This window comes from Pseudomonas sp. PDM09, assembly GCF_014852305.1.
Taxonomy (GTDB): domain Bacteria; phylum Pseudomonadota; class Gammaproteobacteria; order Pseudomonadales; family Pseudomonadaceae; genus Aquipseudomonas.
Window position 1 is genome coordinate 56,458 of sequence record NZ_JACVBI010000013.1, and the last position, 11,542, is coordinate 67,999.

The following is an 11,542-nucleotide window of genomic DNA, read 5'->3' on the forward strand; positions in this document are numbered from 1 at the left end:
TCGGCGCGCATTATGGCGTAGCTGCCGTTATACGCACCGTGTGCATTGTTAGCAGATTTTTCCTTCACCGCCAGAAAACCGGGCATTGTGCCTACAACCCGCGATGCCCCCGAATGGATAGAACGCTGGTTATAATGCGCGGCCTTTTGTGTCAGGCAACGTCTGATCGTTACTGTAAGCAGCCACTTTTTTTTCATGGCGCTGGCAGTAATTGTTCGATTTCACGGGTCAACGGGAAGCCTGTTGGCTCAGGTAGCGGCGCACGCCAGGCCGCTCAACCAGACTCGCCGAGCCTTTATCTCTGCGCCTGCGAGCCTGCTTTCACAATTTGTCAGGTGGTTTTATGGACAGCATCAACAGCCGCATCGCCGAGGAACTCGGTGTACGCCCACAACAGGTCGAAGCGGCCGTCGCGCTACTCGATGAAGGCTCCACGGTGCCCTTCATCGCCCGCTACCGGAAAGAAGTGACCGGCAGCCTCGATGACATCCAGTTGCGTCATCTGGAAGAGCGTCTGCGCTACCTGCGAGAACTCGACGAGCGGCGGATCAGCATCCTTGCCAGCATTCAAGAGCAGGGCAAACTGACCCCGCAACTCGAACGCGACATCAAACTCGCCGACACCAAGACCCGCCTCGAAGACTTGTACCTGCCGTACAAGCAGAAGCGCCGCACCAAGGGTCAGATCGCCCTGGAAGCCGGCCTCGGTACGCTTGCCGACGGTCTGTTCAACGACCCGACCCTGAACCCTGAAACCGAAGCCGCGCGCTTCATCGACGCCGAAAAAGGCGTGGCCGATGTGAAAGCCGCCCTCGAAGGCGCCAAGTACATCCTCATGGAGCGCTTCGCCGAAGACGCCGGCCTGCTGGACAAATTGCGCAACTACCTCAAGCAGGAAGCCACCCTCAGTGCCCGCGTGATCGCCGGCAAGGAAGAGGAGGGTGCCAAGTTCCGCGACTATTTCGAACACGACGAACCGCTGAAAAGCATGCCATCGCACCGCGCGCTGGCGATTTTCCGTGGCCGCAACGAAGGCATTCTCAGTTCCGCGCTGAAAGTCGGCGATGAACTGCCGGGCACCATGCACCCGTGCGAAGGCATGATCGGCCAGCAATTCGGCATCCAGAACCAGAACCGCGCCGCCGACAAATGGCTGGGCGAAGTGGTGCGCTGGACCTGGAAGGTCAAGCTGTACACCCATCTGGAAACCGACCTGCTGGGCGAGCTGCGCGACGGCGCAGAAACCGAAGCAATCAACGTGTTCGCACACAACCTGCACGACTTGCTGCTGTCGGCCCCGGCCGGCCCGCGCGCCACCCTGGGCCTCGACCCGGGCCTGCGCACCGGCTGCAAGGTCGCCGTGGTCGATGCCACCGGCAAGCTGCTGGATCACGCCACGGTTTACCCGCACGTGCCGCACAACAAGTGGGACCAGACCCTCGCCGTGCTCGCCGCCCTGTGCGCCAAGCATTCGGTGGACCTGATTGCCATCGGCAACGGCACCGCCAGCCGTGAAACCGACAAGCTCGCCGCTGAGCTGATCAAAAAATACCCAGCCATGAAGATGACCAAAGTCATGGTCTCCGAGGCCGGCGCATCGGTGTACTCGGCGTCGGAACTGGCCTCCAAGGAATTCCCGGACCTCGACGTATCGATCCGTGGCGCGGTATCGATTGCCCGTCGTTTGCAGGATCCGCTGGCCGAGCTGGTGAAGATCGATCCGAAATCCATCGGCGTTGGCCAGTACCAGCACGACGTGTCGCAGCTGAAACTGGCGCGCGGCCTGGACGCGGTGGTCGAGGACTGCGTGAACGCCGTCGGCGTCGACGTCAACACCGCTTCCGTGGCGCTGCTGGCGCGCATCTCCGGCCTCAATGCGACCCTGGCGCAGAACATCGTCAGTCACCGCGACGAGCACGGCGCGTTCAAAACCCGTGCGGCGTTGAAGAAAGTCGCGCGTCTGGGTGAAAAAACTTTCGAACAGGCTGCGGGTTTCCTGCGTGTAATGAATGGCGACAACCCGCTGGATTCGTCCGCGGTTCACCCGGAAGCCTATCCGCTGGTGCAGCGCATTGCCGCTGAAACCGACCGCGACATTCGCTCGCTGATCGGCGACGCGAGCTTCCTCAAACGTCTCGATCCGAAGAAGTACACCGATGAAACGTTCGGTCTGCCGACGGTCACCGACATTCTGCAAGAGCTGGAAAAACCCGGTCGCGACCCGCGTCCCGAGTTCAAGACCGCCGAGTTCCAGGAAGGCGTCGAAGACCTCAAGGACTTGCAACTGGGGATGATCCTCGAAGGCGTGGTCACCAACGTGACCAACTTCGGCGCCTTCGTCGACATCGGCGTGCATCAGGACGGTCTGGTGCATATTTCCGCGCTGTCGGAGAAGTTCATCAAGGATCCGCGCGAAGCGGTGAAGGCCGGTGATGTGGTCAAGGTGAAGGTCATGGAAGTCGACATCCCGCGCAAACGCGTTGGCCTGTCGATGCGCATGAGCGACACGCCGGGCGAGAAAATCGACGGTGCCCGTGGCGCGCGTCCGGGGTCGGCACCACGCCAATCCCAGAACACCGCCCCGCGCAAGGAAACCACCGCAGCAGCCCCGGCCAACAACGCCATGGCCTCGCTGTTCGCCAACGCCAAACAGTTGAAAAAACGCTGATGGAGATCCCGGCCGGCTTGACCGAAAGCGCATTTTTCAAGCTGCTGGGGTGTCGCTTGCACAGCCTGGAAGCCGGGGTGGCGCAAGTCGCCCTGGCGCTTGAGCCAGAACTGCGCAATCGCGGCGGCAAGCTGCATGGCGGGGCTTTGTTCAGTCTGGTGGACATTGCCATGGGGCTGGCCTGTTCCAGCACCCACGGCTTTGACCAGCAGAGCGCGACCATCGAGTGCAAGATCAACTACATCCGCGCTGTCGCCGACGGTGAAGTGATGTGCACGGCACGGGTGATCCATCCGGGCCGGCGCACGCTGGTGGTCGAGGCCGATGTGATGCAAGGCGACAAACTGGTCGCAAAAGCACAAGGCACGTTCGCTGTCCTGTAGCCCCCAATCATCAATTTGAGTTAATTTCGGCGCTGTGACTGCAGCGTCGGAGTTTTCTGTGGGAGCGGGCTTGCTCGCGAAGGCGGTGTATCAGGCAACTTCAGTGTTGACGGACACGCCCTCTTCGCGAGCAAGCCCGCTCCCACAGGGATTGCGGCGATCAATCCCTGGCTGGCTGACAGCAGGCCAGTGCGGCCCGAAAACCAGGCGAAAACGCCAGTTTTAACTTCACCCTTGTAGACCGTCTTGCCCACCCCCATATTGGGGCGACTGACGCGTGAAGGAATCCAACTTGAGCGAACTTCTCAACCGCCGCCTGGCTCTGCTCGGCGAGCGCGCTAACCTCTCTCTGCTCGAACAGTGCCTTCACGGCATCGAACGTGAATGCCTGCGCGTAACCAGCGAAGGTCGCCTGGCGCAAACGCCGCACCCGGAAGAATTGGGTTCCGCGCTGACCAACGAACAAATCACCACCGACTATTCCGAGTCGCTGCTGGAATTCATCACGCCAGCCCTGCCAGACCCGGCGGACACCCTGGCGAGCCTCGATAAGATCCATCGGTTTGCCTACAGCAAGCTCCGCAACGAATACCTGTGGAGTCCATCGATGCCGTGCCCGTTGCCGGCCGAGAAAGACATCCCGATCGCTTATTACGGCACCTCCAACATCGGGCAGCTCAAGTACGTCTATCGCAAGGGCCTGGCGCTGCGTTACGGCAAGACCATGCAGTGCATCGCCGGGATCCACTACAACTTTTCCCTGCCGGAAAAGCTCTGGCCGCTGCTCAAAGAGGCCGAAGGCTTTGTCGGCACCGATCGCGACTATCAGTCGTCGGCCTACATCGCGCTGATCCGCAACTTCCGTCGCTACAGCTGGCTGCTGATGTACCTGTTCGGTGCTTCGCCGGCGCTGGACGCCGGTTTCCTGCGCGGTCGCTCGCATCAGCTGGAACAGCTGGATCCGGACACGTTGTACCTGCCGTACGCCACCAGCCTGCGCATGAGCGATCTGGGTTACCAGAGCAACGCCCAGGCCGGTTTGACGCCGTGCTACAACGATCTGACCAGCTACACCGACAGCCTGCGCAAAGCCGTGGCCACGCCGTATCCGCCGTACGTCGAGATCGGAACACACCAGGACGGTGAGTGGGTTCAGCTCAATACCAACATTCTGCAGATCGAAAACGAGTACTACTCCAACATCCGTCCGAAACGCGTGACCTACACCGGCGAACGGCCGATCCAGGCGCTGGTGGCCCGTGGCATTCAGTACGTCGAAGTGCGTTGCCTGGATATCAACCCGTTCCTGCCGATGGGCATCGACCTCACCGAGTCACGGTTCCTCGATGCGTTCCTGCTGTATTGCGCGCTGAACGACAGTCCGCTGCTGACCAGCACCAGCTGCGGCAATGCGACGTCGAACTTCCTTAGCGTGGTCAAGGAAGGTCGTCGTCCGGGCCTGCAATTGCAACGCGACGGGCACCCGGTAGACCTGAAGGAATGGGCAAGCGAATTGCTGGAAAAGATTGCGCCATTGGCGGCGTTACTGGACCAAAGCCATGGCGGCGAAACTCACAGCAAAGCACTGGACGCACAGCTGGCCAAGGTCAAGGACCCGTCCCTGACGCCATCGGCTCAGGTGTTAGCGGCGATGGCCGAGCACAAGGAAAGCTTTGCTCAGTTTTCCTTGCGTCAGAGTCAGGTGCATGCAGAGTTTTTCCGCAGCGAGCCACTTTCAGGCGAAGAACAAGCTAGATTTGAAGAGTTGGCACGTTCGTCGCTGGCTCAGCAGGTGGAGCTGGAACAGAACGAAGTCGGCGATTTCGATGTGTTTGTCGGGTCCTATCAGGCGAGTATTCTGGCGATCAGTAACTAAACTGCCAAAGCGGGTCCCCCTGTGGCGAGGGGGCTTGCCCCCGTTCGGCTGCGAAGCAGTCGTAATGCAGGCGACTCGGTTTGTATGATCGTTCCCACGCTCTGCGTGGTAATGCCTCAAGGGACGCTCCGCGTCCAGGTGACGCGGAGCGTCACCGGCTGCATTCCCACGCGGAGCGTGGGAACGATCGAAGGCCACACCACGGTCTCCCTTAGAATTTTCCGCTCATAAGTTAATTCTAAAAAGTTATTTATTTTCCAATTCTTATATCATTTAGTCTCCTTTTCACGCCGACACTCGGCCGTCTGACAAGGAGCTTCGCAATGAAACTGACTTCCCCTCTTCGCCTCCTGGCAGCCGCGTCTCTGGCTGCGGCGAGTTTCCTGGCTCAGGCGGCAGATGTGACCGTCGCCTACCAGACCACCGTTGACCCGGCTAAGGTTGCCCAGGCCGACGGCACTTACGAAAAGGCCATCAAGGCCGACATCAACTGGCGAAAATTCGACAGCGGCGCCGACATTATCGCCGCCATCGCTTCCGGCGATGTGCAAATCGGCTACCTCGGTTCCAGCCCCCTGACGGCGGCAATCACCCGCAAAGTTCCGGTAGAAACCTTCCTCATCGCCACCCAGATCGGCGCCGCCGAAGCGCTGGTTGCGCGAGACGGTTCCGGGATCAAGACCCCGCAAGACCTGATCGGCAAGAAAATCGCCGTACCGTTCGTTTCCACCGGCCACTACAGCCTGCTGGCCGCGCTGAAACACTGGAACATCGATCCATCGAAAGTCACCGTGCTCAACCTCGCGCCGCCAGCAATCATCGCTGCATGGAAACGCGGTGATATCGACGCCACCTACGTCTGGGACCCGGCCCTCGGCGTGGCCAAGGAAAACGGCAAAGTGCTGATTACCTCGGGCGAACTGGCCAAGTTCGGTGCGCCGACTTTCGATGCCTGGATCGTGCGTAAGGATTTCGCCGAGAAGCACCCGGAAATCGTCACCGCGTTCGCCAAAGTGACCCTCGATGCCTACGCCGACTACCGCAAAGATCCAAAAGCCTGGCTCGCCAACCAAAGCAACGTCGACAAACTGGTGAAGCTCTCCGGTGCCAAGGCCAGCGACATTCCATTGCTGCTGCAAGGCAACGTCTTCCCGCTCGCAGCTGATCAGGTGCTCACCCTCGGCGCGCCGACCACCAAGGCCATCACCGACACCGCGGTGTTCCTCAAGGAACAAGGCAAGGTCGAGGCCGTGCTGCCGGACTACGCGCCGTACGTCAGCGCCAAATACATCACCAATTGATCGGGAGTTAACCGCGATGGCTTTGCTTCAGCTGGAGCGCATCTGCGCACAGTATCCCGGCGCTGCGGAACCTGTGCTGGCGGATATTTCCCTGAGCCTGGGGCCCCGGCAGTTGCTGGTTGCCCTCGGCCCCTCCGGCAGTGGCAAGACTTCGCTGTTGAACCTGATTGCCGGTTTCGTCGAGCCCAGCGCCGGGCGCATCACCCTTGACGGTGTGCCGGTCAAAGGCCCGAGCGCCGAGCGCGGCGTGGTGTTCCAGGACGACGCCCTGTTGCCTTGGCAGGACGTGCTGGCCAACGTCGGCTTCGGTCTGGAACTGGCTGGCGTCGTCCGGGATAAACGCGAAATCCGCGCCCGGGAAATGCTCGCCCTGGTGGACCTTTGCGGTTTCGAACACCGCCGAATCTGGCAGCTCTCGGGCGGGCAGAAACAACGTGTCGGCCTCGCTCGCGCCCTCGCAGCAGACCCTCGGGTCTTGCTGATGGACGAACCCTTCGGTGCCCTTGATGCCTTCACCCGCGAACAGATGCAGGAGCTGTTGCTGCAAGTCTGGCAGCGCACCGCCAAACCGGTGTTCCTGATTACCCACGACATTGAAGAAGCGGTGTTCCTCGCCACGGATCTGATTCTGCTGGCGCCCAACCCCGGGCAAATCGTCGAGCGCCTGAGCCTGGATTTCGGTCAGCGTTACGCCGCCGGCGAATCGGCGCGGGCGATCAAATCCGACCCGCGCTTTATCGAAACCCGCGAACACGTGCTCGCCAAAGTGTTCTCCCAACGCAGTGCCGTCCAGCGACAGGAGCGCGTATGAGCACCTATGAAGTTCCCGCCGCGACGGTGAAACCGGGCTCGACCGTAATCCCGCTGCGTCGCAGTTTGAACACGCGCTGGATCAGCATGCTGACGCTGGTCGCTCTCGTTGCCATTTGGTGGGCCGTCACGGTCACAGGTTTGATCGAACCGCTGTTCCTGCCGCCACCGTCCGCCGTGCTGCAAAAAGGCTGGTTGCTGGTGACCACCGGCTACATGGATTCGACCTTGTGGCAGCATTTGGGCGCGAGCCTTGGCCGCATTGGCCTGGGCCTGGGCTTCGCCGTGCTGACCGCCGTGCCGGTCGGCATTGCCATCGGCCACAACCGCATCGCCCGAGGCATTCTTGACCCGCTGATCGAGTTCTATCGCCCGATTCCGCCGCTGGCTTATCTGCCGCTGATCGTGATCTGGTGCGGCATCGGTGAGTTGTCGAAAGTCTTGTTGATCTACCTGGCGATCTTCGCGCCGATCGCGATAGCCACCGCCACTGGCGTACGCACCGTCGACCCGGCGAAATTGCGCGCCGCCCAGTCGTTGGGCGCGACTCGGGCGCAGTTGATTCGGCATGTAATTCTGCCCAGTGCCTTGCCGGACATTTTGACCGGCGTACGGATTGGCCTGGGTGTGGGTTGGTCGACATTGGTGGCCGCCGAGTTGATCGCCGCCACCAGTGGTTTGGGCTTCATGGTGCAATCGGCCGCGCAATTCCTGGTCACCGATGTGGTGGCGCTGGGGATTCTGGTGATCGCGCTGATCGCTTTCGCCATGGAAATGGGCCTGCGTGCGCTGCAACGTAAACTGGTGCCGTGGCATGGTCAGGCTCACTGAGTAGAGCGGGTCTATGGCGAGGGGCAAGCCCCGGGGTTGAGCCCACCACAATCTCGCGTAGGATCGACGTCGCTCTTTAATTGAACGCGATGTAGAAGTAGCCCAGCTGTGGATCCCGCCCCATCGGGGGGACCCTCGACACGAAAATGTCTTTCACCCGGCCCAGTTCCGGTAATTCCATCACACACAAGCCATCGACAAAGTCGGTGGGTTGCAGGCTGTTGAACCCGACGCTGAACGGCAAGCGCTCGCTTTTGGGCATCTGTGAATGCGGTGTTTCTTTAAGGGTGTCGATATGGATCGGCAGTTCACTGCCATCGGGCAGTCGCAGCGTCCCCGTTTTGCCCAGCAGCGCCTGAAAGTGCTGGCTTTGAACCTGTTGCAGCATGGCATCACTCCATCAGCAAAAAGTGGCCGGGGGATTGGCATCCCCCGGCCAGACCCTCAGTTGCGCGAAGGGAAAAGACCGTTCAGGGCGATGCTGAAGTTGAGCACCAGGAACGGGTTCATCACCTCCATGGGCAAGCCGTTGCCGGCGGACGAGATTTCCCCCGTTACCGTAGTGGCCACGCCCTTGAGCGGCACGGCCGCAGCACCTTGCTGATCGGAGTAAATACTCGCCGAGCCCGGCCCGCCGCCGGAGGCGCCGATGTAGGCGTTGGTGGCGGTCGGGTTGGTGACCGGGTTGCTCGCCGGGCTGGCCAGTTGCAGGGTGGTGGTGGCCGTGAGCCCGGACAAGGCATGGGTGTGGTTGGGCAGGTTATTGATGGTCGCGGTGACGTTCTCGGTGCCGGAAACTTCGCCGATGACGCGCGGGGTCAGGCCCAGGCCGTTGCCCATGGCGACCGGCATGCGACCTTGCAGGTTGGGCAGCATGAAATTGGTGGTGCCATTGCCTCCGTAGTAGGTTCCCAGCAGTGCGAAAACTGTGTTGTATTGCGCGATGCTCAGCGTCTGGCCGTTGCACAGGGCCCAGCCGTTGGGCGCGAAGTTAAAGGCGAAAGACTGGATAGTGCCGATGAATACTTCCATGGTTCCTCATCCCTCAGGTTAGTGTCTGATGCGTCACGTTGCAGGCCCGGTTAACCGGGTTCGCGCTATCAGCCGACTCCTTTCCTCTCCATGGCTGGGTCACGCCACGCCAAAGCGTAGACGCTGATCGGAATGATTGCCGGACGTCGTCCGTCGCAAGGCCAGCATCGACGTCGGGCTCGCGCCTGTCCTACAGTGCTGGGGAAGCTTCGGTTTTCACATGGCCGTTGCAAGGGGAGGTAATGGAGGCGCGCAGAGAAACACCGCTGGGCGATACTCAGGACCCGCATGCGATGCCGGGGTCGTGGGCGGCTGCCCGTCGCTTGCTGCGATGGGCGCGGGAGCATTGGCTACTGTCGATTCTGACGTTGGCCACGCTGGTGCGTTTTTACCACCTGACGGCGGCAGTGATTCGGGGCGACGAAGGGTCCAGCCTGTTGCTGAGCCAATATTCCCTGGCCGGGATCTGGGAGCACGCGGCCCATGGTGTGCATCCACCCCTGTATTTCATGCTGCTGCACGGCTGGATCGATCTGTTCGGAGATGGCATTTTTTCGATTCGCAGCCTGAGTGCGTTGTCGGGGATTGTCACGGTGGGGCTCGGCGTCTGGTTGGTGGACTTGCTCGCTACCCGCCGTGCCGCGTTGCTGGCCGGGGTCGTGCTGGCGCTGCTGCCCACGGCGGTACATTACAGCCAGGAAGTGCGCATGTATTCGTTGCTGGGGCTGTGGCTGATCGGTGCCACGATCGCCTTGATGTATTGGATCAGGCGGCCGCAACGTACACGCTACCTGGTGATTTATACCCTGCTGATGAGTGCGGCGTTCTACACCCATTACTTCACGGCGTTTTGCGTGCTGTGTCACTGGCTCTATCTGGGGCTGATCCGCCTGCAGCCAGGGTATCGATTGCGGCACATTCAGCGCTCTGGCTGGTGGTTGGCCAACATGGCGATTGTGGCGTTGTACCTGCCATGGCTGCCCAATCTGTTCGATCTGGTGCAGCACATGGATCAGCTCCAAGCCAATGTCGACGTGGGGTGGGAGGCGCCCGTCACGCTCGGCTCACTGCCTTCAATGATCTGGTCGTTCCTGATCCAGGACGATGGCGAGAACCTGCCCACACTGATTTTTATTGCGTTGCCACTGGCGCTGCTGGCCCTGGCGGGCGTGGCGCTGGCGCGCGATCGCAGTGTTTTCCGTGGAAGTGCGCTGGCGCTGATCTACACCGTTCTCCCGTTGTTGTTGGTATTTGCGGTGTCGTTCATATCGCCGGTATTCATCGAACGCTACCTGAGCGCTTATGCCTTGGGCTTGCCGATGCTTGTGGCGCTGGCCATCGATCGTTTGTACGCGGACTTCAAGGTAGTGGCGCTGGCCGTGCTGATGCTGTTTGTCGGCGTCGAACTGGTGGGGCTGAAAAACAATGCCACGGTGGATACCGGCGATCAGATCAGCGTCATGGTCAGCTATGTGAACCAGCACTTCGCTCCCGGCGACCGAATCGTCGCGCCTTTGCCCCAGGGTTGGCAGAAGTAGGCCGTATTCAAAGGCTTAATCGGTTCATTTTTCAACTGGCTATATGAATCGCCTTTTCCAGTCGATTTAGCTCAGATTTGATATCAAAACACCACTAGTTGGATGGCCATTCATGGTCTACGCTCGTCATATAAAAGGACTTATGACGGGTGAATGGATGCAGCACTTTCACTTTATTTCCGGCTTGCCGCGCTCAGGCTCGACCCTGCTTTCTGCCATTCTTTTGCAGAACCCGCGCTTTCATGCCGGTATGACCAGCCCCGTGGGTGCGCTCTTTTCCGGCGTTCTGGAACAATGCAGCGCTGGCAGCGAATTCGGCGCGGTGATCGACACCGACCTGCGTCGCCGTCTGTTGCGCGGCCTGTTCGATTCTTTCTACGCCGACAAGGCCGACAAACCGGTGGTGTTCGACACGAACCGCCTGTGGAGTTCGCGCCTGCCGGCGATCAGCGATCTGTTCCCTCAAGCCAAAATCATTGCCTGCGTGCGCAATGTCGCTTGGGTCATGGACAGCATCGAGCGCCTGTACCGCGCCAACCCCTTCGAAAACACCAAGCTGTTCGGTGATGCGGTCGAACGCAACACGGTCTATAGCCGCTGCGAAACCCTGGCCCAGCGCAATCGGCTAGTGGGGTTTTCCTGGGCCGCCCTCAAGGAAGCCTATTACGGCGAACACGCCGACTCGTTGCTGATCATCGATTACGACCTGCTGAGCCAGGCGCCTGAGCGGGTGATGCGCCTGGTCTACGATTTCATTGGCGAACCCTGGTTCGAACATGATTTCGATCATTTGGCCTACGACGCCCCGGAATTCGACCAGGCCCTCGGTCTCTCGGGGCTGCATAAGGTGAAGGCCAAGGTCCAACTGCAATCGAGGCGAACGATCCTGCCGCCGGACCTGTTCAAGCAGTACGCCGAGTTGTCCTTTTGGCTCGATGGCTCAGCCAGCGCCGCCAATGTCATTCGTATGAAAGCCGACGCCGCGATCAGTTGATCGCGGCGTTTTCATTGATGCGTCTAAAAGTTCGAGTCCGGGTGAGCAGCATGTGGTGGAGCAAAGGCAAGTCGCGGGTTACCGAAGGCGCACGAGCGCTGGCCTCGCC

The 11,542-nt window shown here is 60.5% G+C and carries 9 protein-coding genes and 1 pseudogene; 8 read left to right on the top strand and 2 right to left on the bottom strand.

The features are described 5' to 3' along the window. Positions 1-343 precede the first annotated feature (343 nt). The 6 genes from IB250_RS26345 (at position 344) to tauC (ending at position 7,869) form a co-directional block, all read left to right on the top strand. Entirely contained in the window at positions 344-2,668 is a 2,325-nt protein-coding gene (locus IB250_RS26345; RefSeq protein WP_192346432.1) for a Tex family protein, read from the top strand. Next, complete coding sequence (locus IB250_RS26350) at positions 2,668-3,051, top strand: PaaI family thioesterase (protein WP_192346434.1); 384 nt, start codon at positions 2,668-2,670, stop codon at positions 3,049-3,051. Before IB250_RS26345 ends, IB250_RS26350 begins: the two co-directional genes overlap by 1 nt. A 292-nt stretch (positions 3,052-3,343) precedes the next feature. Beyond that, positions 3,344-4,927 carry a glutamate--cysteine ligase gene (gene gshA, locus IB250_RS26355; protein WP_192346436.1) on the top strand — a complete coding sequence of 528 codons (1,584 nt, stop codon included), beginning with the start codon at positions 3,344-3,346 and terminating at the stop codon, positions 4,925-4,927. Positions 4,928-5,250: 323 nt separating this feature from the next. Beyond that, on the top strand, positions 5,251-6,228 hold the full coding sequence (gene tauA, locus IB250_RS26360; protein ID WP_192346438.1) for a taurine ABC transporter substrate-binding protein: 978 nt from the start codon (positions 5,251-5,253) through the stop codon (positions 6,226-6,228). A gap of 16 nt (positions 6,229-6,244) precedes the next feature. After that, entirely contained in the window at positions 6,245-7,039 is a 795-nt protein-coding gene (tauB, locus tag IB250_RS26365; RefSeq protein ID WP_192346440.1) for a taurine ABC transporter ATP-binding subunit, read from the top strand. Then, the gene (gene tauC, locus IB250_RS26370) at positions 7,036-7,869 is read left to right on the top strand and encodes a taurine ABC transporter permease TauC (RefSeq protein WP_192346442.1); all 834 of its coding nucleotides are present in this window, start codon (positions 7,036-7,038) and stop codon (positions 7,867-7,869) included. The genes tauB and tauC overlap by 4 nt, the downstream gene beginning before the upstream one ends. 76 nt (positions 7,870-7,945) lie before the next feature. Here tauC and IB250_RS26375 read toward each other — a convergent pair whose 3' ends face one another. Continuing rightward, entirely contained in the window at positions 7,946-8,257 is a 312-nt protein-coding gene (locus tag IB250_RS26375) for a DUF6916 family protein (protein ID WP_192346444.1), read from the bottom strand. Positions 8,258-8,313: 56 nt separating this feature from the next. After that, on the bottom strand, positions 8,314-8,901 hold the full coding sequence (locus IB250_RS26380) for a phage tail protein (protein WP_123498204.1): 588 nt from the start codon (positions 8,899-8,901) through the stop codon (positions 8,314-8,316). A gap of 242 nt (positions 8,902-9,143) precedes the next feature. Between IB250_RS26380 and IB250_RS26385 the strand changes: the two are divergent. Further along, positions 9,144-10,409, top strand: a pseudogene (locus IB250_RS26385) (glycosyltransferase family 39 protein); the annotation flags it as partial. A 187-nt stretch (positions 10,410-10,596) separates the two neighbouring features. Then, entirely contained in the window at positions 10,597-11,433 is an 837-nt protein-coding gene (locus IB250_RS26390; protein ID WP_038978410.1) for a sulfotransferase family protein, read from the top strand. The last annotated feature ends 109 nt before the right edge of the window (positions 11,434-11,542 follow it).

Bases quoted from the DNA above. Each gene is read 5' to 3' on its own strand.
- IB250_RS26345 (WP_192346432.1), top strand. From the start codon at position 344: ATGGACAGCATCAACAGCCGCATCGCCGAGGAACTCGGTGTACGCCCA.
- IB250_RS26350 (WP_192346434.1), top strand. From the start codon at position 2,668: ATGGAGATCCCGGCCGGCTTGACCGAAAGCGCATTTTTCAAGCTGCTG.
- tauB (WP_192346440.1), top strand. From the start codon at position 6,245: ATGGCTTTGCTTCAGCTGGAGCGCATCTGCGCACAGTATCCCGGCGCT.
- IB250_RS26375 (WP_192346444.1), bottom strand. From the start codon at position 8,257: ATGCTGCAACAGGTTCAAAGCCAGCACTTTCAGGCGCTGCTGGGCAAA.
- tauC (WP_192346442.1), top strand. From the start codon at position 7,036: ATGAGCACCTATGAAGTTCCCGCCGCGACGGTGAAACCGGGCTCGACC.
- IB250_RS26390 (WP_038978410.1), top strand. From the start codon at position 10,597: ATGCAGCACTTTCACTTTATTTCCGGCTTGCCGCGCTCAGGCTCGACC.
- tauA (WP_192346438.1), top strand. From the start codon at position 5,251: ATGAAACTGACTTCCCCTCTTCGCCTCCTGGCAGCCGCGTCTCTGGCT.
- IB250_RS26380 (WP_123498204.1), bottom strand. From the start codon at position 8,901: ATGGAAGTATTCATCGGCACTATCCAGTCTTTCGCCTTTAACTTCGCG.